Genomic DNA, 22,082 nt, shown 5'->3' with positions numbered 1-22,082 from the left:
TCGGAATGGGGAAGTGGAATGGTGTTCATGTGTGGTCGCGAGTGGTTTGGTATTTATTAGTACCGTGTTTCATATAGCGAGCAAATTTATGCGACCAACTTAAATAAGTGATTGAAATACTGATAAATTAGGCAATAAAAAAGGCACGGTAGTTAACCGTGCCTTTATGAATAAATTATTTATATTTCAATAAATTAAGCTTTGAATCTCATTGATAAATCCATCGATTTTAAGTGCTTAGTAAGTGCACCTACCGAGATGTAATCAACACCCGTTTCAGCGAACTCTGCGATAGTGTCTAGAGTGATGTTACCTGAGTTCTCTAATGCTGCACGACCTGCGTTGATTTTAACGGCTTCACGCATCATGTCTGTGGTGAAGTTGTCTAGCATGATGATGTCTGCGCCAGCGCTGATCGCTTGCTCTAGCTCTGCTAGGCTTTCTGTTTCTACTTCAACAGGTTTACCTGGGTTAAGCTCTTTTGCCGTCGAGATAGCTTTCTCGATACCACCACAGGCAATGATGTGATTTTCTTTGATTAGGTAGGCATCGAAAACACCGATACGGTGGTTGAAACCGCCACCACAAGCCACAGCGTATTTTAGTGCGCTACGTAGGCCTGGAATCGTTTTACGGGTGTCTAACAGGCGGCACTCTGTGTGTTTGATTTTGTCAGCGTAAATGGCGGTTGTAGTCGCACAACCCGATAGCGTTTGAATGAAGTTCATGGCATTACGCTCACCCGTTAATAGTGCGCGAGCAGGGCCTGTTAACGAGCAAAGCGTTTGGTTTGGTTTAACTTTGTCGCCATCTTCTACGTTCCACTTGATAGTAACTTCACCACCCAATTGCTTAAACACTTCATCAGCCCAAGCTTTACCACAGAACACACCGTGTTCACGCGTAATGATGGTTGCGCTATTGATTGCGTCTGCTGGGATTAGACTTGCCGTGATATCAGCCGCTGGATCTAATGTTCCACCTAGATCTTCTTTGATAGTCTCAGCTACTGAGCGAATGATCTCTAGCGGCAGTTGCTCTTTTAAGTAATCAAGGCGTTGGTGGCTGTTATGTGTGTTTTTCATCGCAAATCTAATCTTGAAAGGGAGTGGGAATGGAATGATACTCTTGCTTAACTTCAAATTAAAGAGGCTAGCGCGACTGCTCTATGGGCAAGGTCACAATCTTATTGTGCTAGCAGAAAAGAAAGTGAGACCAAGATGACGATCAGCTCTAACGGATGGTATGACAACGCTCGGCATGTACCTTCGCCTTATTTTGATGCAAGGCCAAAGGGTGACGATATCTCTTTGCTGGTGGTCCACAACATCAGTTTGCCACCGGGTCAATTTGGTGGGCCTTACATCGAACAGTTTTTTACGGGAAAACTCGATCCCGCTGAGCATCCGTTTTTTAAGGTGATTCACCAAATGGGCGTCTCGGCGCATTGCTTGATTCGTCGTGATGGGGAAGTGGTGCAGTTCGTTTCTTTCTTAGACCGAGCTTGGCATGCAGGTCAATCGAGCTTCGCTGGCCGCGAAAGGTGCAATGATTACTCTATTGGCATTGAATTGGAAGGCAGTGACTTTGTTGCTTATACCGAGCTGCAATATCAGTCCCTGGCTCAATTGACGGAGACATTGGTGTCGAACTTCCCGCAGATTACTCGTCAGCGCATCACTGGGCACCAATACATCGCTCCGCTACGAAAAACTGACCCCGGCTTGGTTTTTGATTGGAATAAATATCAAGGTCAACTGAGCTTCTAAATCCGAATTCACAACAAGACTCTGCTCATTGAAGAGTTCTAAATAATCAACGATGAGCATAACTGTTTGTGAATTTTTGTTGTGCTTTTGTAAAGGAAGTGGTCGGATGGTGAGCGTCAATAAATCGAGAGTGTGACGAGCTTATCAAACACTCATTTATTAAAACTTATGAACAGAATTTCCACCTTAAATGTGCGCTTGGTTCGATTTTTAATCAAGTGACGCTAATCTTTCTGAAACAATTCATTTTTATCCTGAAACTTTCTAGCACGAAACCTTCCCAAAAGTATTACCCCTGTAAATGGTAAGACCAATTTGGTTGCTGTTTTAAATTTCATTTGTTAAATCACGGTTAATTCACATTGTGTTCTATGATTCAGGTCAACTTTAGGCTGGACAGTGGCGTTTTAATTATGTTAATTTCTGCTCAACTTAAAATTGGTAATACCAATTGTCAGCGAAGAAAAGAAGAATAACAAACTATGGCTTATCAAAGGATTCGTCAGCCAAAACTCTCGGACGTTATCGAACAAGAGTTAGAAAGGTTGATAGTGGAAGGAACACTGGCTCCAGGGCAGCAGCTGCCGCCTGAGCGCGAACTGGCGAAACAGTTCGATGTGTCTCGTCCTTCAATCCGAGAAGCGATACAACGTTTAGAAGCAAAACGCTTGCTTACTCGCCGTCAAGGTGGAGGTACGTTTGTTAGTGAAAATATCTGGAAAAGCTTTTCAGATCCTTTGCTTAATTTGTTGTCCTCCCATTCTGAAACCCAACTAGACTTATTGGAATCGCGCCATGCGATGGAAGGGATTTCGGCTTACTTCGCGGCATTACGTGGTACTGATGAAGACTTTGCTCGAATTCAAGCATGCCAAGAAAAAATTCGCGGTGCGCAAGATAAGGGTGATATTGAAGCCGAATCTGCAGCTGTGATGGCTTTTCTTATTGCTTTAACAGAGGCAGCGCACAATGTGGTGTTATTGCATATTGTTCGTAGCTTGGCTCCGTTACTTGAGCAAAACGTCTTAGAAAATTTAAAGCTGTTACATCGTCGTAAAGACGTTGTGGAGAAAGTGAGTATACATCGAGCTAACATTGTGGATGCGATCGTTTCAGGACAGCCTGAACAGGCTCGTGAAATGTCACATTCTCATTTAGCTTACATCGAAGAAACATTGATGGATTTGACCAAAGAAGAATCGCGCCGCGAACGTTCTTTACGTCGAATCCAACAGGGTAAATAGCCGTAATACTTCGGCTTTTTACGTGTTTAGTAGAATCCAACTAACAAAAAGGATAGATCGCCATGTCTGACATGAAGCATGACGTTGATGCTCTGGAAACTCAAGATTGGTTAGAAGCTCTTGAGTCAGTAGTACGTGAAGAAGGTGTAGAACGTGCACAGTTTTTACTAGAACAAGTTCTAGATAAAGCGCGTTTAGATGGTGTTGATATGGCTACAGGCATCAACACGAACTACATCAACACAATTCCAGCAGCACAAGAGCCAGCTTACCCTGGTGACGTAACTCTTGAGCGTCGTATTCGTTCGATTATTCGCTGGAACGCAATCATGATAGTATTGCGTGCTTCTAAGAAAGACCTAGACCTTGGTGGTCACATGGCTTCTTACCAGTCAGCTGCAGCGTTCTATGAAGTATGTTTCAACCACTTCTTCCGTGCTCCAAATGAGACGGACGGTGGCGATCTAGTCTATTACCAAGGTCACATCTCTCCAGGTATCTACTCTCGAGCATTCGTTGAAGGTCGTCTAACTGAAGAACAGCTAGATAACTTCCGTCAAGAAGTTGATGGTAAAGGTGTCCCTTCTTACCCGCACCCGAAACTGATGCCTGAGTTCTGGCAGTTCCCGACAGTATCTATGGGTCTTGGCCCGATCTCTGCTATCTACCAAGCGCGCTTCCTTAAGTACCTTAATGGCCGTGGCCTTAAAGATACTTCAGCTCAACGCGTATATGCGTTCCTAGGTGACGGTGAGATGGATGAGCCAGAATCACGTGGTGCTATCTCTTTCGCTGCACGTGAGAAGCTAGACAACCTATGTTTCCTAATCAACTGTAACCTACAGCGTTTAGACGGCCCTGTAATGGGTAACGGTAGCATCATTCAAGAACTTGAAGGCTTATTCAAAGGCGCAGGTTGGAACGTTGTTAAAGTTATCTGGGGTAGCAACTGGGATTCTCTACTAGCTAAAGACACGACCGGTAAGCTTCTTCAACTAATGAACGAAACTATCGATGGTGACTACCAGACATTTAAATCTAAAGATGGCGCATACGTACGTGAGCACTTCTTTGGTAAGTACCCAGAAACAGCTGCACTAGTTGCAGACATGACTGACGACCAAATCTTCGAACTGAAGCGTGGTGGTCACGATTCTTCTAAACTGTTCGCTGCATTCAACAATGCAAAAGAGACCGGTGGTAAGCCAACAGTAATCCTAGCTAAGACTGTTAAAGGTTACGGCATGGGTGAAGCTGCAGAAGGTAAGAACATCGCTCACGGTGTTAAGAAGATGGACATGACTCACGTACAATACCTACGTGATCGTCTAGGTCTACAGGACCTCCTTTCTGATGAGAAAATTACAGATCTTCCTTATCTGACACTGGAAAAAGGTTCTGCCGAGTATGAATACCTACATGCACGTCGTAAAGACCTAAAAGGTTACACGCCACAGCGTCTGCCTAAGTTTACACAAGAGTTCAAAGTGCCTGAACTAGAAGAGTTTGCTCCTCTACTAGGTGCCCAAAAGCGTGAAATTTCAACGACTATGGCTTATGTACGTACGTTGAACATCCTGCTTAAAGATAAGAACATTGGTAAGAACATCGTTCCTATCATTTGTGATGAAGCTCGTACATTTGGTATGGAAGGTCTATTCCGTCAGGTTGGTATCTACAACCCAGATGGTCAAGAATACACCCCTGAAGATAAAGGCATCGTTTCTTACTATAAAGAAGCAACGTCTGGTCAAGTTCTTCAAGAAGGCATCAACGAGCTAGGTTCTATGGCTTCATGGGTTGCAGCGGCAACTTCATACAGCACGAATGACCTACCAATGATTCCGTTCTACATATACTACTCAATGTTCGGTTTCCAACGTGTAGGCGACATGGCGTGGTTAGCTGGTGACCAACAGGCTCGTGGTTTCCTATTAGGTGCTACTGCAGGCCGTACAACACTGAATGGTGAAGGTCTACAACACGAAGATGGTCACTCGCACATTCAAGCGAATACGATCCCTAACTGTATCTCTTATGACCCAACGTTTGCTTACGAGCTAGCGGTTATCATGCAAGACGGTATCCGTCGCATGTACGGTGAGAACCAAGAGAACATTTACTACTACCTAACAGTAATGAACGAGAACTACGCAATGCCAGCAATGCCAGAAGGCGCTGAAGAAGGCATTCGTAAGGGTATCTACAAGCTTGAATCTCACGCTGGTGCTAAAGGTAAAGTTCAACTAATGAGCTCTGGTACTATCATGAATGAAGCGCGTAAAGCCGCTGAAATTCTAAGCGAAGAGTACGGCGTAGCATCTGACGTATTCTCTGTAACGTCGTTCAACGAACTAACTCGTGACGGCCAAGCGGTAGAGCGTGACAACATGCTTCACCCAGAAGCTGAAGAGAAAGTACCGTACATCACGACTGTTCTTGGTAAAGAACCTGCAATCGCAGTGACTGACTACATGAAGAACTACGCTGAGCAAGTACGTGCGTACATGCCAACTGAGTCTTACAAAGTACTTGGTACAGATGGTTTCGGCCGTTCTGACAGTCGTGCAAATCTACGTCGTCACTTCGAAGTGAACGCTGGCTACATCGTAGTTGCAGCTCTAACTGAACTGGCTAAACGTGGTGATATTGAGAAATCAGTAGTTGTTGAAGCAATTGCTAAGTTTGATATCGACACTGAAAAAACTAACCCGCAATACGCATAAGACTGGCATTAAGGTAGGTAAATACAATGACAATCGAAATTAATGTACCAGACATCGGTGCTGACGAGGTTGAAGTAACTGAGATTCTTGTAAACGTTGGCGACAAGGTTGAAGAAGAGCAGTCACTTATTACTGTTGAAGGCGACAAAGCTTCAATGGAAGTTCCTGCGTCTCAAGCGGGTATCGTTAAAGAAATCAAGATTTCAGAAGGTGATTCTGTTTCTACTGGTTCTCTTATCATGATCTTTGAAGAGGCAGGCTCTCCTGCGGAAGGTGCTGCAGCAGCACCGGCTGCGCCAGTTGAAGCGGCGGCACCAGTTGCAGCTGCTTCTGCAGCGGCCGCTGAGCTTAAAGAAGTTCACGTTCCTGATATCGGCGGTGATGAAGTTGAAGTAACTGAAATCATGGTCGCTATCGGCGACGCAGTAGAAGAAGAGCAATCTCTTCTTACTGTTGAAGGTGACAAGGCTTCAATGGAAGTTCCTGCACCATTCGCTGGTATCGTTAAGGAAATCAAGATTGCTTCTGGTGACTCAGTATCAACTGGTTCTCTAGTGATGGTATTCGAAGTAGCAGGCTCTGGTGCACCAGTAGCAGCTGCTCCAGCAGTTGAAGCGGCTCCAGCAGCAGCTCCTGTGGCGTCAGCAGAAAAAGAAGTGAACGTTCCTGATATCGGTGGTGACGAAGTTGAAGTTACTGAAGTAATGGTAGCGGTTGGCGATACAGTAGAAGAAGAGCAATCTCTAATTACTGTTGAAGGCGACAAAGCTTCAATGGAAGTGCCTGCACCATTCTCTGGTACAGTAAAAGAGATCAAGATTGCAGCTGGCGACAAAGTGTCAACTGGCTCTTCAATCATGACTTTCGTTGTGGCCGGCACTCCGGTTGAAGGCGCGGCTCCAGCTCCTGTTGCAGCACCTGCACAAGCAGCAGCTCCAGCGGCGGCACCTGCTCCTAAAGCTGAAGCTCCTGCAGCAACAGACGACTTCCAAGAAAACGGTGAGTACGCACACGCGTCTCCAGTTGTACGTCGTCTAGCTCGTGAGTTCGGTGTAAACCTAGCGAAAGTTAAAGGTACTGGTCGTAAGAGTCGTGTACTAAAAGAAGACGTTCAGTCTTACGTTAAAGATGCACTTAAGCGTCTAGAGTCTGGTGCTGCAGCATCTGGCAAAGGCGGTGACGGCTCTGCTCTTGGTCTACTACCATGGCCAAAAGTTGACTTCAGCAAATTCGGCGAAACTGAAGTTCAGAAGCTTTCTAAGATCAAGAAGATCTCTGGTGCAAACCTACACCGTAACTGGGTAATGATCCCTCACGTTACACAATGGGATAACGCAGACATCACTGAGCTAGAAGCATTCCGTAAAGAGCAGAACGCAATCGAAGCGAAGAAAGATACTGGCATGAAGATCACTCCTCTTGTGTTCATCATGAAAGCTGTTGCGAAAGCACTAGAAGCGTTCCCAGCGTTTAACTCTTCTCTTTCTGACGATGGCGAAAGCATCATTCTTAAGAAGTACGTAAACGTAGGTATCGCGGTAGATACGCCAAACGGTCTAGTTGTTCCTGTATTCAAAGACGTGAACAAGAAAGGCATTTACGAGCTATCTGAAGAACTAATGGTTGTTTCTAAGAAAGCACGCTCTGGTAAGCTAACAGCAGCAGACATGCAAGGCGGTTGTTTCACAATTTCTAGCCTTGGTGGCATCGGCGGTACTGCATTTACGCCAATCGTAAATGCGCCAGAAGTAGGTATCCTAGGTGTATCTAAGTCTGAAATTAAGCCAGTTTGGAATGGTAAAGAGTTCCAGCCACGTCTTCAGCTTCCACTATCTCTATCATACGACCACCGTGTGATCGATGGTGCTGAAGGTGCACGCTTCATTACTTTCCTAAACAGCGCACTATCTGACATCCGTCGTCTAGTACTGTAATTGAGAAAGTAATTATTAAGGTGGCTTTCGGGTCACCTTAATTCTTTATATAAAGACTATTTTTAGAGAACAGTTTCCGGCATTTCTCATAAAGTGCGGGGGAATTGTTGTCTAGCTCACAGGCTAACTTAAAGCTACTTTCACACTGTTAACATCTCTGTAAAATGTTTCCAGTTTGAAAGCCCAATAATTTTAAGAACATCTACTCAGCCTGTTAGGGATAATGACTACAAGAGGTCACAATGAGCAAAGAAATTAAAGCCCAAGTTGTTGTACTTGGTTCAGGTCCTGCTGGCTACTCAGCGGCATTCCGTTGTGCGGATTTAGGTCTAGAAACAGTACTAGTTGAACGTTACAGCACTCTTGGTGGTGTATGTCTAAACGTTGGTTGTATTCCATCAAAAGCACTTCTTCACGTTTCTAAAGTAATTGAAGAAGCAAAAGCGATGGCAGAGCACGGCGTTGTATTCGGCGAGCCACAAACGGATATCAACAAAGTTCGTATCTGGAAAGACAAAGTAGTTGATCAACTGACTGGCGGTCTTGGCGGTATGGCTAAGATGCGTAACGTTACTGTTGTTAACGGTTTCGGTAAGTTTACTGGTCCTAACAGCATTGAAGTTGTTGGCGAAGAGACGGCAACAATTAACTTTGATAATGCAATCATTGCAGCGGGTTCTCGCCCAATCAAACTTCCTTTCATCCCACATGAAGACCCACGTATTTGGGATTCTACGGATGCACTAGAACTAAACGAAGTACCAGAAAAACTGCTTATTATGGGCGGTGGTATCATCGGTCTTGAGATGGGTACGGTTTACCACTCTCTAGGTTCTAAAGTTGAAGTTGTTGAGATGTTCGATCAAGTTATCCCTGCTGCGGATAAAGACATCGTTAAAGTCTTCACTAAACGCATCAAGAACAAGTTCAAGCTAATGCTTGAAACTAAAGTCACTGCTGTTGAAGCGAAAGAAGACGGTATCTACGTTTCAATGGAAGGCAAAAAAGCACCAGCTGAAGCTGAGCGCTACGATGCTGTTCTTGTTGCTATCGGTCGTGTTCCAAACGGTGCACTTATCGACGCTGAAAAAGCAGGTATCGAAGTTGATGAGCGTGGTTTCATCAATGTTGATAAGCAAATGCGTACTAACGTTCCTCACATCCATGCGATCGGTGACGTTGTTGGTCAACCAATGCTTGCTCACAAAGGTGTGCATGAAGGTCACGTAGCTGCTGAAGTTATCTCTGGTAAAAAGCACTACTTCGACCCTAAAGTAATCCCATCAATTGCGTACACTGAGCCAGAAGTTGCTTGGGTAGGTAAGACTGAGAAAGAAGCGAAAGCGGAAGGCCTGAACTACGAAGTTGCTACTTTCCCTTGGGCTGCTTCTGGTCGTGCAATCGCTTCTGACTGTGCTGACGGTATAACTAAGATGATTTTCGATAAAGATACTCATCGCGTAATCGGTGGTGCTGTTGTTGGTACTAACGGTGGTGAACTTCTTGGTGAAATCGGCCTAGCAATTGAAATGGGTTGTGATGCTGAAGATATCGCACTTACTATCCACGCTCACCCAACTCTACACGAGTCTGTTGGTCTAGCTGCGGAAGTATTCGAAGGTTCAATCACTGACCTTCCAAACAAAAAAGCAGTGAAAAAGAAAAAGTAAATACTCTTCATACTTGAAGCCGCAGCGTTATTAACTGCGTAAGTTCACCCTAATCACATAGTAAATCTATGCTCATAGGGCTGAACTTTAGTCACTTAATAAAGAAAGGATTGCCCAGCTGCAACACCAATTATTTTGAGTATATCTAGATTATAAAAACCGCTGATTCGTCAGCGGTTTTTTATGTCTGACGAAAAGAGCAGAAACATTACACTTCGAGATGCGATTACGCTGCGCTGCGTGATGCGAAGAGCGACTACACAGCGCAAAAAAAGGGCTGACCCATTAGGCTAACCCTTTAACAATTTATCTCGAAGCTCTAAGCTACTTATAGATGCACAGCATGTTTAGGTAGCTATCCGTTAAGCTTGAAAGCTCTTCTGGCGTTTCTACACGTTTCGCTTGAATGAACAGCGAGTAGCAGATTCCGTGGAATAGGTTCGCTAGATGCTTAGGGTCGTGATCGTCGCAAACTTCGCCGCGCTCAATCGCTTTGCTAAACATGTTTTGCACTAACATTTGGTTAGTGCGGTTAGTGGTTACGAAGAGAGGCCACACTTCATCACGAGTAGAAGCGCTCCATTCAAACCATACGTTCAACCAATGGCTATCTTGAGCCACTAACGTCACCATTTCAGTCGCAATATTATGTAGGTTTTCTTTTGCGTGAATATCTAAGTCGATATTGTCTGAAAGGAAGTTAGAGAATTGGCGAACCACGTGATTAAGCACTTCATCAACCAGATCTTCACGGGTTGGGAAGTAGTTAAATACCGTTGCAACTGATACTTGAGCAATGTCTGCGATGTCTGCATGACCGCCACGGCCAATGCCACGACGAGAGAAGACTTCAAGAGCGATCTCCATCAATTGCAGTTTTCTTTTTAGGGGTGAAAGCCTAGTTCTAGGTCTCTTAGAGATTGAGTCCATTTTTTTTTCCTTGCCAACGAATTTTTTATATTAATGATTTTATTATTATTTAAGCCTAGATGAGTGTAATGGTGCATATGCGAATGGTCAATCCTTTGAGCTTGTTTTATAGGCAGTTACATCAAACTAGATCCATAAAGCGTGATCAGGATTGATGTGAAAGGAAGCGAGTATTAGACAAGACATCAGCGCACACTTCGTTGATAATGTATGAGTAAATTCGAACCATAAGGTGGTGTGGGTATTTGAGCAATGCTAGACTTACCCACAAAATTGAGCGGCATCAATGGCAAAACTGTCTACACTTGTCGCAATCACCAAATAAAATGAGAGCAGTATGAAGCATACAGTTGAAGTCATGATCTCTGAGCAAGAAGTTCAGGATCGAGTGAATGAACTAGGTAAACAGATCACGGAACACTACAACGGTAGTGAAGATCTGGTTCTAGTTGGCTTATTACGTGGATCTTTTGTCTTTATGGCGGATCTTGCTCGTGCTATCGATTTAACTCACCAAGTTGATTTCATGACCGCATCTAGCTACGGCAACGGTATGGAAAGCTCGCGCGACGTGCGTATTTTGAAAGACCTTGACGACGACATCCAAGGTAAAGACGTTCTACTTGTAGAAGATATTATCGATACAGGTAACACACTGACTAAAGTGAAAGAGATTCTAAGTCTACGTGGTCCTAAATCTATCGAGATTTGTACGCTGCTAGACAAGCCTTCTCGCCGTGAAGTGATTGTTGATACTAAGTGGATTGGTTTTGAAATTCCTGACGAATTCGTTGTTGGTGTGGGCATCGACTACGCACAGAAATATCGTCACCTGCCGTACATCGGTAAAGTTGTACCTCAAGAGTAATTACTACTCTGTTGAAGACTGACAAAACAAAAAGGCTCGCACAATGCGAGCCTTTCTTATATCTAGTGATTAAAACGATAAGGTTTAAATCTTAACCAAGAATTGGAGACGAGAGGATTTTATCAAGCGCCTCTAAATGGCTGTTTTCTAAAGTGTCATTGCTTGAGCAACGCACACCAAGATCTTGCAGTTTGCCATTACCAATACCATAAACGACACCGTGGATTTCAACCTCTTGACCACGTTCCCACGCATTTTGCAGAATCGTTGAATTGCCCAAGTTATAAACCTGCTCTGCAACGTTAATTTCGCACAGTTTGTCGCCCCATTGCTCACGAGGAAGCGCCTCGATTTGCTTACGGTACTTTAAGTAATTATCACGGATGTGAAGTAACCAGTTATTGATAAGGCCAAGTTTAGGGTTATCAATCGCCGCATTAACACCACCACAACCGTAGTGACCACAAACAATAATGTGTTTAACCTTGAGCACATCTACGGCGTACTGCACAACAGACAGGCAGTTTAGGTCAGTATGAACCACTTGGTTAGCGACATTTCGATGAACAAACAGTTCGCCAGAATACAAACCAGTGAGACGCTCGGCCGGTACACGGCTATCAGAGCAGCCGATCCATAGGAAACCAGGGTTTTGACCCTCTTCAAGCGTTGTAAAATACTCTGGTCTTTGAGAACGAATTTCTTCAGACCATTTAGAGTTGTTTTCAAAAAGCTGTTTAATCTCTGGCATTTTGCGTCTTACGTCCCTTAATTAAGAATTATAACTATACACAATGTTACAAATTCAATCTCGTAAAAACTGTGTCAACTCGCACTCATCTGACGTGTTCTAGCTGTTAAAATCATTAACTTAGCGTAGAAGCTAGCATCTGGTTATAAGACATGAATAATGTGATTGAATTAACACTTTCTGTGTTACAGACTCATTTGTTAAAGTAATAAGGTTTGTCATTTCATCATCAGGAAGGTGTGTTTTGTTTGGAAGTCGTTTTGCGGATATCAATCTCAAAGGAGATATGTTTGGCGGTGTCACTACAGCCATCATCTCACTGCCTTTAGCATTAGCTTTTGGTGTTGCTTCTGGAGCGGGTGCGGAAGCGGGCTTGTGGGGCGCCATTATGGTTGGCCTGTTTGCAGCATTATTTGGCGGTTCCAGCAGCCTGATCTCTGAGCCCACCGGACCTATGACGGTGATCATGACGGCGGTGATGACCAGCATGGTCGCTAAATATCCTGAAACTGGCATGGCAATGACCTTTACCGTCGTGATGATGGCGGGTGCGTTTCAGATATTACTTGGGACATTAAAGCTCGGTAAATACGTTACTTTGATGCCATATAGCGTGATCTCCGGCTTTATGTCGGGCATTGGCGTTATTCTTATTATCTTGCAACTGTCTCCACTGTTAGGACACGCGGCTCCATCTGGTGGGGTGATGGGGACGCTTTCTGCGCTGCCTGATACCTTGGCCAACTTGAAAATAAGCGAACTGTTTTTAGGAGCACTAACGCTCTGTATCCTTTTTGGTTTTCCTGCTAAATACCGTAAGTATGTTCCTGCGCAATTGGTTGCCCTAGTTGCTGTGACCCTATTGTCGGTCATTATTTTAGATACTGATTCTATCCGCCGTATTGGTGAAATTCCGGCTGGCTTACCTTCTTTAGTTATTCCAACGATTAGCTCTGAACTGTTCACGACCATGTTAATTGATGCCTTGGTGTTGGGTACGTTGGGTTGTATCGATACGCTGCTTACCGCGGTGATAGGGGATTCATTAACCCGTAAAGAGCATGACTCTGACAAGGAACTTCGAGGGCAGGGCATCGCTAATATGATTTCTGGCTTGTTCGGTGCTTTGCCGGGCGCAGGTGCCACCATGGGGACAGTAACGAATATCCAAGTAGGTGCCCGCTCCCCACTTTCAGGTGTTATTCGTGCATTAGTTCTGGCACTGGTGGTATTGGTGGCGGGTGGTTTGACTGAACCGATTCCGATGGCCGTGCTCGCGGGTATCGCGATGTATGTCGGTTTCAATATTCTTGATTGGAGTTTCATTCAGCGTGCGCACAAGGTGAGTTATGCGGGCATGGGCGTGATGTATGGCGTGATGCTCCTTACCGTATTTGTTGATCTGATTATTGCTGTTGGTCTTGGTGTATTTATATCGAATATCCTGATTATTGAACGTTTGAGTCGTGAACAAGCCAGACAAGTAAAGTCCATCAGTGATGGTGATGACGAAGACGATATTCCGCTGACGGACAGTGAGCGTCAGCTGCTAGATACCGCTAACGGTAAGGTGTTGTTCTTCTACCTTTCTGGGCCGATGATTTTCAGTGTTTCGAAGGCGATATCGCGCCAGCACTCAAGCATCTCTGATTATGAAGCAATGATCTTGGATCTGACGGATGTGCCTATGATTGACGTGACAGTCGGCCTCGCGCTAGAGAACGCAATCAAAGATGCCCTCGATGCTGAATGTGAGGTTTATTTGTTGTGTCCAAACGAGAATACCCGTCAGCAGCTAGAGAAGTTCCATGTGATTGATTTAGTGCCGGAGTCCAACACCTATCGATTCAGATATGAGGCACTCACCGCCGCTACGAGTTATGTTGATAGAGACGAGCATCAATTCGAAACGATTTAGTAATAAGCAATTTTAGCTAAATTCTGTTTGGGTTTTCGCTAATACAATTGAATTCATTTATAAATACAAAATGCTGTTAAGCGAATGACTTGGCAGCATTTTTACATCTACAGGCAATAAGATCGCTCGTCTCTTAAAAAAGAAAGTATCAATCGATGTTTGTGTTAATCGTTAAATAACGATAATCTTGCTTGCAAAATGGCCGAGTTAACAAGTTTTGGGTTAGTGTTCAACTAGCTCGTTTTAAGTTTCACTCTCTTCCTCATACTCAGTCATCAACATCTATCTATAGCAAATGGCAGTTTATCTCTATGTATGCATTAGAAATTGAGCAATTAAGAAAAACTTATGCAGGGGGCTTTGAGGCTCTAAAAAGCATCAGTTTACAAGTGGAAAAGGGCGACTTTTACGCGCTCCTTGGTCCAAACGGCGCGGGTAAATCCACGACCATTGGTGTTATTTCTTCTCTGGTTAACAAAACATCCGGCAAGGTTAAGGTGTTTGGGTATGACATTGATACCGATCTGGAGTTAGCGAAACAGAACTTAGGCTTAGTACCGCAAGAGTTTAACTTTAACCCGTTCGAAACCGTTGAGCAGATTGTGCTGCAACAAGCGGGTTATTACGGCGTGACTAAAACTCTTGCTAAAGAACGCGCGAAAAAGTACTTATCTCAACTCGATTTGTGGGAAAAGCGTGGCGAACGTGCGCGTAACTTGTCTGGTGGTATGAAGCGTCGTTTGATGATCGCTCGTGCACTGATGCATGAACCTCATTTGCTGATCCTTGATGAGCCAACAGCGGGTGTTGATATTGAGCTACGTCGTTCGATGTGGGAATTCCTGAAAGAGATCAACGAGAAGCAGGGCATTACCATTATCTTGACTACGCACTACCTAGAAGAAGCTGAAATGCTGTGTCGCAACATCGGTATCATCAATCGCGGTGAGCTGATTGAGAACACAACCATGAAAGCGCTGCTGGGTAAGTTAAGTGCTGAGACCTTTATTCTTGATCTTGAAGAGGGCAGTGCAGAGCCTCAGCTTGATGGCGTGAATAGCCAAGTAATGGTCAATGGCTCGCTAGAGATCGAAATCGACAAGAACCTAGGTTTGAACACTATCTTTGCTCAATTGACAGAGCAACAGGTAAAAGTCCTTTCTATGCGTAACAAAGCGAACCGTCTAGAAGAGCTATTTGTGAGCATCGTGCGTGAGGGGAGAAAGTAACATGCATAAATTATATTGGACAGCTTTTTGTAGCTTGTTGACCAAAGAGGTGAACCGATTCACTCGGATTTGGGTGCAGACACTGGTTCCTCCTGCCATTACCATGACGCTTTACTTCATCATCTTCGGCAACCTGATTGGTGCTCGTATCGGTGAAATGGACGGTTTTAGTTACATGGAATACATTGTGCCGGGTTTGATCATGATGTCGGTGATCACCAACTCATACTCTAACGTTGCTTCGTCGTTCTTTAGCGCGAAATTTCAAAAGAACATTGAAGAGTTACTCGTAGCCCCTGTTCCTAATTATGTGATTATCGCTGGTTTCGTTATGGGTGGCGTGGTGCGTGGCTTATTAGTGGGTACGATTGTAACCTTCGTATCACTATTTTTTGTTGACCTGCAGGTTGAACACTGGGGGGTAATCATCGCGACGGTATTTTTGACCTCGATAGTTTTTTCTCTTGGTGGTTTGATTAATGCGGTATTTGCACGCACGTTCGATGATATTTCTATTATCCCAACGTTTATTCTGACACCGCTGACATACCTTGGTGGCGTGTTCTACTCAATCAGTCTATTGCCTGAAGTTTGGCAGAGCGTGTCGAAGTTGAACCCTATCGTATACATGGTAAACGCGTTCCGTTATGGCTTCTTGGGTGTTTCTGATGTTGGCATCGTGGCTTCATTCAGCGTATTAGGTGTGTTTATTGTGGTGTTGTATAGCATTGCTCACTACCTAGTAACAAAGGGCATCGGCTTACGTAGTTAATGCATTACTTGTAAGTTTTGGAATGACAGGTAAAGAAAAAGGTCGATATTACATCGACCTTTTTTGTGTTCTGCGTTTTGTGCTTTTGTTTCGTATTTAGAGCAGTGAGTGATTATTCTGCTGTTTCTTCTTTCACTTCTTCTTTCGTTTCCGTGACCAAATCGAGAACTTGGTTGTCGATAAGACGAGTCTTACCTAAGAAAGCTGACATCAAGATAACGGCTTGAGTTGATTCTGAAGTGATGGCTTGCAGCGTTTTAGCATCGCAAATGAAAATCTCATCAGGTTGCAGGTCTGCAGCACGAAGTTGATCGGTTGCGTCTTCAATGACAGATGCGTAATCGTCACGGCCACCACGAATAGCGCTACTGATCCAACGCATAGTGCGAGCAAGCACAGGTGCGCGCTGGCGCTCGTCGATAGTCAGATTGCTATTGCGAGAGCTCATCGCAAGTCCATCCATCTCACGAACGGTTGGTACGCCGATAATTTGGATATCTAAAGCAAGATCCGTCGTCATGTGACTAATGACCGCAAGCTGTTGGAAGTCTTTCTCGCCGAAGCATGCAAAGTCTGGCTGAACGATATTAAAAAGCTTAGCAACAATCGTCGCCACACCACGGAAGTGGCCTGGGCGAGATGCACCTTCCAGCATGTGCGAAATACCAGGCACTTCAACAAACGTCTGTTTGTCTAGTCCATCTGGGTACATCACTTCTGGCGTTGGAGTAAACACAAGCTCAACACCTTCGCCTGTTAGTTTGCTTAAATCAGCTTCTAACGTTCGAGGGTAATTGTTCAGGTCGTCAGCACGGTCAAACTGCATTGGGTTTACAAAGATGCTTACCACAACAATGTCTGCCAGTTCACGAGCTTTCTTGACTAGAGTCAGGTGACCTTCATGCAGGTTTCCCATCGTCGGGACGAAAGCAACGGTACGTCCATCACGCTTAAACTGTTTAATCTGCTCGCGAAGAGCCGCTATTTCAGCAAAAGTTTGCATAGTTACTCCTAAGCGATTGTATGAGCATCATCAGGGAAACGTGCGCTCTCTACTTCTTCTTTGTATAGAGCGACGGCTTTACGCATATCACCTGTTTCAGCTAGGAAGTTCTTAGAGAATTTCGGCATGTAGTTTGCTGATATACCGAACATATCATGCATAACCAAGATCTGACCATCGGTAACATTACCTGCACCAATGCCGATAACTGGCACGTGACAAGCTTCTGTAATTCGTTTTGCCAATGAAGCGGGCACACATTCAAGGAGAACTATTTGAGCACCTGCGTTTTGCAGTGCTAGAGCGTCAGCAACCATTTTGTCCGCTTGATCATCGTCACGGCCTTGAATTTTGTAACCACCAAAGATGTTCACTGATTGAGGGGTTAACCCCAAGTGAGCACAAACGGGAACAGCGCGCTCTGTTAGCATCTTCACGGTATCAACCAACCAGCTTCCGCCTTCGATTTTGACCATGTTTGCACCAGCTCGCACTATGGTTGCAGCGCTCTCACAAGCTTGCTCTGGTGTTGCATAGCTCATGAACGGCATATCTGCCATAAGAAGACAGTTTGGGCTACCAGCACGCACAGAGCGAGTGTGGTAAGCAATTTCTTCGACTGTTACTGGCAATGTGTCAGTTTGGCCTTGTAAAACCATGCCTAGTGAATCACCGACAAGTAATACAGGGATCTCTTGGCTTTCGAATAATTGAGCAAAGCTCGCATCATAAGCTGTCGACGTCGCGAATTTACGGCCTTCTTGTTTGCACTTGATAAGGTCGTTAATGGTTACTTTTTTCATTGGGTTTCCTTAATGCGCTTGGCTATTGTTGCCAAACGTTGAGCCCATTTTGATCGACTATTTTGAGTAGTTCGTTCAGCTCAGTCCCATCAGGGAGTTGTAAACTTGGTGCGATTTCAGCAAGCGGATAGAGTACAAACTCTCGTTCTTTCATTCCATAATGAGGAACGGTTAAGCGCTTTGAATCGATCACCTCATTGCCGTAAAGTATAATGTCGAGATCCAAGGTTCTTGGTCCCCAACGCTCGTCTTTACGGACGCGCCCTTGCTCTAACTCGATTTTTTGAGTGCAATCAAGCAGTTCAATTGGCGTTAATTCGGTTTGGATTGCCACTACCGCGTTGATGTAGTCGGGTTGATTTTGCGGCCCCATTGGAGTGCTACTATATAGCTTAGAGGTCGCAATAAACGTTGATCGCGGTAAGCTTTTTAGTGTTTCGATAGCCAAATTTGCTTGGCTAACTGGGTCGGCGAGGTTGCTGCCGACCGCAATATAAGCCGTTATCATTCGGATTGCTTACTTTTTTTATTACGGTAAGTCTTACGGCGACGATGACCTGATTTTGATGGTGCAGCAACGTCATTAGCCATAGCTTGGCGCATATTGCGACCAGCCGTTTGATAACGCTCCCACCATTTGGCCAACTCTTTGGTTTCGTCACCCTCGATTTCGCCACGCATTTCTAGGAAGTCGTAGCCTGCACGGAATTTGTTCAGTTCCATTAGGCGTACAGCACGTTTACCGTTGCGACGCGGAAGTCGAACTTGCAGCTGCCAAATTTCACGAATAGTCGCGGTGTGACGACGAGGAATAGCAATCGACTTTACTTGCTGATCAAGGATGATGTTACTTGCTTCCATGATCGCATCGTAGTGCGCCATGCCTTGTTCTGCGACTAGCTTGTCCGCTAGCTTATTCATTGGGTACCAAAGAATTGCAGCAAACATGAAGGCTGGGTTTACTCGCTTGCCATCATCGATACGAAGGTCAGTTGAATCGAGTACTAAATCAAGCATCTGCTCGGTATGAGAATCATAACCTTTAGTGAAGTGCTCAGCCACAGCTGGGAACATCTGTTGGAATAGGTTGTACTCACGCATTAAGTGGTAAGTTTCTAAGCCGTGTCCTGATTGCAGTAACTTAAGTGACTCTTCGTAAAGACGCGCAGCTGGAATATCTTTTAGAAGGTGTGCCAACTCTTCGATTGGGTCGGCAGTATCTTCTTCAATATCGAAATCCAGTTTAGCGGCGAAACGCATAGCACGTAGCATGCGTACCGGGTCTTCACGGTAACGAGTTTCAGGATCGCCAATCAAGCGGATCAGCTTATCTTCTAAATCTTCGATACCACCCGCGTAGTCGTGGATGCTGTAATCGGCAATGTTGTAGTACATCGCGTTAATGGTGAAATCGCGACGTTCTGCATCTTCGTCGACACTGCCATAAACGTTATCACGTAATAGCATGCCTTCTTTCGATTGTGCAGACACGTTTTTCGATGGCTCTTGATGGTGGCCACGGAAAGTTGCAACTTCGATGATATCGCGACCAAACATGATATGTGCCAAGCGGAAACGACGGCCAATTAGGCGGCAGTTTCTAAACAGGTTTTTGATCTGTTCTGGCGTAGCGTTGGTTGCGATATCAAAATCTTTTGGTTGAGAACCCAATAAGATGTCGCGCACACCACCACCGACTAAAAATGCATCAAAACCCGCCCCATTTAGGCGATATAATACTTTTAGTGCGTTGTCGCTGATCTGCTTGCGTGAAATACTGTGCTCTTGACGAGTATAAATATTCAGTGCTAATTCGTGGAATCCGCGTTGTTCGCTTGGGGTATTGTCGTTTTTATTCATTAGTTTAGAACAAAGTAGGTATCGCCAACTTTGTTTTTCTCTTAGTCCAAAGTGGTAGTGCAGAGTTTAATTGCGGCTAATAATAGCTTAGCGCGAGCCATTTGAGAACATCGTCTGCTTAACCACAGTTGTTGGTTATGGCATTTTTATGTGTCGTTTTTGCTATTTAGCTCTGAAATCGGGTTAATCACGGTGTTCTTTTTGTAAACTATCAGGCAATTGAGCAATGCTCCATTGCTGGCAGCCCCAAAACAAAATCTCGTCAATTGAAGCACTCAAAAGGGCTTCGGTGATATCAAAACCTAAGAATCGCATCGCGTTAATTAGCGTCGGTTTCGGATTGTCGAGATCTATCGCAGTTGCATGATTTTGTTTTGACAGTTTATTACCCAAGCCATCGGTTGCCAATGGTAAGTGCAAGTAACTGACTGTTTTTTGTTTGAGTGTTTTATACAAACTAATTTGACGGCCTGTTGGCTTAATCAAATCGGCTCCTCGCACAACCTCTGTGATGCCTTGGTCTACATCATCAAGCACAACAGCCAAGTTATAAGCGAATAAGCCATCTCTACGCTTTATGATGAAATCTTCTTCAGCCAGTGCTTTCGGTATATGTATTTCACCATGGCGAATGTCGGTAAACGATTCAATAGGGTGTGCCATAAGTAAGCGAACGGCTTGGTCACCTGAATCCATTAACGCAGCGTTGCGGCAAGTCCCGGTATAAAAGCCGCCAAGGGCTTTGATCTGTTTACGAGTGCATTGGCAATAGTAGGCTTGGTTATCGGCTACCCATGTATCTATTTGAGCTTGGTACAAATCATGACGCTGGCTTTGATACACCACTTCACCATCCCAAAATAGGTGATAAGCCTCAAGTGTTTTGAGGATGAGTTCTGTAGCGCCAGCCATTTCTCTTGGTGGGTCAAGGTCTTCCATACGAACCAACCATTGTCCTTGGTGTGATTTCGCTTGAAAGTAGCTACCTAGTGCGGCAACCAGTGAGCCAAAATGAAGAGGACCTGACGGTGATGGTGCAAAACGCCCGATATAACTCATGAGTGAAAAACCTAGTCTGGATAGAACAACATTAACTGTTTGTTGGTATTGGTAGCTATTTGATAATGAGATAACACATGTTGAAAATAGCTTTCAATACAAACAAAAAAGGGAGCGAAAGCTCCCTTTTTTACATCAGCAAGAATTAACCTTGCATTTGTTTCTCTTTGATCTCTGCAAGTGTTTTACAGTCAATACAAAGGTCAGCTGTTGGACGAGCTTCAAGGCGACGAATACCGATCTCAACACCACAAGAATCGCAGAAGCCAAAATCATCTTCTTCAATCTTATCTAGTGTCTTTTCAATTTTCTTGATAAGACGACGCTCACGGTCACGGTTACGTAACTCTAGGCTGAATTCTTCTTCTTGAGAAGCACGGTCAACTGGGTCTGGGAAATTCGCTGCTTCGTCCTGCATGTGGTGCACAGTACGATCAACTTCTTCCCTGAGCTGGTTGCGCCAAGCTGCTAAAATTTTTGTAAAATGTTCCGTTTGCTCAGGTGACATGTACTCTTCACCTGGCTTTTCTTGGTACGGTTCAACACCTGCGATGGCTAGGATGCCTAGCGCTTTTTTCTTAGATTCTGGCATACAGCATCTCCTATTTACACCTAGTCAACTGCAAAGCAGCTAATTTTAAGGCGGGTATCTATAGCAGAAAGATCTGGTTCTGGCAAATACTCTTATTTAAACTTGTAGTCAAAGTGATTACTTCATCATCTTTGTTTGGCTATTGATAAATTCAACAGCCTGTTTTAGTTGTATTTGAGTACTGCTGAGCTCTGCTTTATAGCAAAGCACTTCAACCCCAGCGTCTTGTGCTTGTTTTAGTAATAACGAATATTTGGCATCTATATGGTGTGCTGCAGATACTTTTTCAATACCTGAATGTAAAACAGTGAATAAAAGTACGGCTCTATTTCCAGATTCTGCCATTTCTGTGAGTTCACGCAGGTGTTTTTGACCTCTGGTGGTGACTGAGTCAGGGAAAAAGCCTTGCCCTTCGGTTGAGGTTTCTTGTTCATCGAACAAAGTGACGCTTTTTACTTCGACATAACAAGATGGCTTTTCATTGTCTTCCAGTAGAATATCAATTCGACTATTCTCACGGCCATATTTCACTTCAGTTCGCAAAGCGTCATAGCCTAAGAGTTCAACTATAGTCTGATTTTCAATTGCTTCCACTGCTAGCTGGTTCGCTCGCGCAGTATTTACACAAATTCGATGACCTTTATCTGTTTCTGAGATCTCCCAACTGTTTGGGTATTTTCGCTTTGCATTATCTGAGGTTGAATACCAAACCGTATTGCCGGGTGTGGCGCAGCCAGTCATGGCTCCGGTGTTCGCACAGTGAATGGTACGCTCACTGTCGTCAGGCAATGTGATATCAGCGAGAAAACGTTTATAGCGTTTAATAAGAGTCGCTGGCTCTAAAGGGGGATTGAAGTGCATATTACTTATTTAGACAGGTGGGTTTTTATGTACAATGTTGCCAACATTACACCACAAGGTTCTCCCATTGCCACAACTGCCCATAGAAGCTGT

The 22,082-nt window shown here is 44.4% G+C and carries 18 protein-coding genes and 1 pseudogene; 9 read left to right on the top strand and 10 right to left on the bottom strand.

The window, feature by feature from the left end:
- Positions 1–194 precede the first annotated feature (194 nt).
- A complete protein-coding gene (gene nadC / locus ACMAZD_RS14425; protein ID WP_435247731.1) occupies positions 195–1,085 on the bottom strand; it encodes a carboxylating nicotinate-nucleotide diphosphorylase in 891 nt (296 codons plus the stop codon).
- Between the two features lie 83 nt (positions 1,086–1,168).
- On the opposite strand from nadC, the pseudogene ampD reads away from it, so the two are divergent.
- The 5 genes and pseudogenes from ampD to lpdA all read left to right on the top strand — a co-directional run bounded on the left by ampD (position 1,169) and on the right by lpdA (position 9,343).
- A pseudogene (gene ampD, locus ACMAZD_RS14420) lies at positions 1,169–1,769 on the top strand (1,6-anhydro-N-acetylmuramyl-L-alanine amidase AmpD).
- Between the two features lie 482 nt (positions 1,770–2,251).
- Positions 2,252–3,013, top strand: coding sequence for a pyruvate dehydrogenase complex transcriptional repressor PdhR (pdhR, locus tag ACMAZD_RS14415; RefSeq protein WP_009847596.1), 762 nt, complete (start codon positions 2,252–2,254; stop codon positions 3,011–3,013).
- 62 nt (positions 3,014–3,075) lie between these two features.
- A complete protein-coding gene (gene aceE, locus ACMAZD_RS14410) occupies positions 3,076–5,739 on the top strand; it encodes a pyruvate dehydrogenase (acetyl-transferring), homodimeric type (protein ID WP_435247730.1) in 2,664 nt (887 codons plus the stop codon).
- A gap of 26 nt (positions 5,740–5,765) precedes the next feature.
- Complete coding sequence (gene aceF / locus ACMAZD_RS14405) at positions 5,766–7,673, top strand: pyruvate dehydrogenase complex dihydrolipoyllysine-residue acetyltransferase (protein WP_435247729.1); 1,908 nt, start codon at positions 5,766–5,768, stop codon at positions 7,671–7,673.
- Positions 7,674–7,915: 242 nt separating this feature from the next.
- Complete coding sequence (lpdA, locus tag ACMAZD_RS14400) at positions 7,916–9,343, top strand: dihydrolipoyl dehydrogenase (protein ID WP_372262177.1); 1,428 nt, start codon at positions 7,916–7,918, stop codon at positions 9,341–9,343.
- Between the two features lie 324 nt (positions 9,344–9,667).
- Here lpdA and ACMAZD_RS14395 read toward each other — a convergent pair whose 3' ends face one another.
- Positions 9,668–10,273, bottom strand: coding sequence for a LuxR/HapR/OpaR family quorum-sensing transcriptional regulator (locus ACMAZD_RS14395; protein WP_048664508.1), 606 nt, complete (start codon positions 10,271–10,273; stop codon positions 9,668–9,670).
- 337 nt (positions 10,274–10,610) lie between these two features.
- Between ACMAZD_RS14395 and hpt the strand changes: the two genes are divergently transcribed.
- On the top strand, positions 10,611–11,141 hold the full coding sequence (gene hpt / locus ACMAZD_RS14390) for a hypoxanthine phosphoribosyltransferase (protein WP_010435974.1): 531 nt from the start codon (positions 10,611–10,613) through the stop codon (positions 11,139–11,141).
- A gap of 91 nt (positions 11,142–11,232) precedes the next feature.
- Here hpt and can read toward each other — a convergent pair whose 3' ends face one another.
- The gene (gene can / locus ACMAZD_RS14385; RefSeq protein ID WP_435247728.1) at positions 11,233–11,892 is read right to left on the bottom strand and encodes a carbonate dehydratase; all 660 of its coding nucleotides are present in this window, start codon (positions 11,890–11,892) and stop codon (positions 11,233–11,235) included.
- 286 nt (positions 11,893–12,178) lie between these two features.
- On the opposite strand from can, the gene ACMAZD_RS14380 reads away from it, so the two are divergent.
- The 3 genes from ACMAZD_RS14380 (at position 12,179) to ACMAZD_RS14370 (ending at position 15,811) form a co-directional block, all read left to right on the top strand.
- Entirely contained in the window at positions 12,179–13,810 is a 1,632-nt protein-coding gene (locus tag ACMAZD_RS14380; protein WP_435249385.1) for a SulP family inorganic anion transporter, read from the top strand.
- 311 nt (positions 13,811–14,121) lie between these two features.
- Positions 14,122–15,039, top strand: a complete 918-nt coding sequence (locus ACMAZD_RS14375) for an ABC transporter ATP-binding protein (protein ID WP_435247727.1) — start codon at positions 14,122–14,124, stop codon at positions 15,037–15,039.
- A 1-nt stretch (position 15,040) separates the two neighbouring features.
- The gene (locus ACMAZD_RS14370; RefSeq protein ID WP_435247726.1) at positions 15,041–15,811 is read left to right on the top strand and encodes an ABC transporter permease; all 771 of its coding nucleotides are present in this window, start codon (positions 15,041–15,043) and stop codon (positions 15,809–15,811) included.
- A gap of 112 nt (positions 15,812–15,923) precedes the next feature.
- Here the strand turns inward: ACMAZD_RS14370 and panC are convergent, their stop codons facing one another.
- The 7 genes from panC to sfsA all read right to left on the bottom strand — a co-directional run bounded on the left by panC (position 15,924) and on the right by sfsA (position 21,989).
- Positions 15,924–16,814, bottom strand: a complete 891-nt coding sequence (gene panC, locus ACMAZD_RS14365; RefSeq protein WP_017106898.1) for a pantoate--beta-alanine ligase — start codon at positions 16,812–16,814, stop codon at positions 15,924–15,926.
- Between the two features lie 8 nt (positions 16,815–16,822).
- On the bottom strand, positions 16,823–17,617 hold the full coding sequence (gene panB / locus ACMAZD_RS14360; RefSeq protein WP_435247725.1) for a 3-methyl-2-oxobutanoate hydroxymethyltransferase: 795 nt from the start codon (positions 17,615–17,617) through the stop codon (positions 16,823–16,825).
- A 22-nt stretch (positions 17,618–17,639) separates the two neighbouring features.
- Positions 17,640–18,125 (bottom strand): 2-amino-4-hydroxy-6-hydroxymethyldihydropteridine diphosphokinase, encoded by a 486-nt coding sequence (gene folK, locus ACMAZD_RS14355; RefSeq protein WP_435247724.1) that lies wholly within the window; start codon positions 18,123–18,125, stop codon positions 17,640–17,642.
- A complete protein-coding gene (gene pcnB, locus ACMAZD_RS14350) occupies positions 18,122–19,477 on the bottom strand; it encodes a polynucleotide adenylyltransferase PcnB (RefSeq protein WP_435247723.1) in 1,356 nt (451 codons plus the stop codon). Before pcnB ends, folK begins: the two co-directional genes overlap by 4 nt.
- A 183-nt stretch (positions 19,478–19,660) precedes the next feature.
- Positions 19,661–20,536 (bottom strand): tRNA glutamyl-Q(34) synthetase GluQRS, encoded by an 876-nt coding sequence (gluQRS, locus tag ACMAZD_RS14345; protein WP_435247722.1) that lies wholly within the window; start codon positions 20,534–20,536, stop codon positions 19,661–19,663.
- A 145-nt stretch (positions 20,537–20,681) separates the two neighbouring features.
- Complete coding sequence (dksA, locus tag ACMAZD_RS14340) at positions 20,682–21,128, bottom strand: RNA polymerase-binding protein DksA (RefSeq protein ID WP_017108728.1); 447 nt, start codon at positions 21,126–21,128, stop codon at positions 20,682–20,684.
- 117 nt (positions 21,129–21,245) lie between these two features.
- The gene (gene sfsA / locus ACMAZD_RS14335) at positions 21,246–21,989 is read right to left on the bottom strand and encodes a DNA/RNA nuclease SfsA (protein WP_435247721.1); all 744 of its coding nucleotides are present in this window, start codon (positions 21,987–21,989) and stop codon (positions 21,246–21,248) included.
- Between the last annotated feature and the right edge of the window lie 93 nt (positions 21,990–22,082).

This window comes from Vibrio sp. nBUS_14, assembly GCF_051201655.1.
In the GTDB taxonomy this organism is placed as follows: Bacteria; Pseudomonadota; Gammaproteobacteria; order Enterobacterales; family Vibrionaceae; genus Vibrio.
Note: the sequence above shows the minus strand (reverse complement) of the source record. Positions and strands in the feature narration are given on the sequence as shown.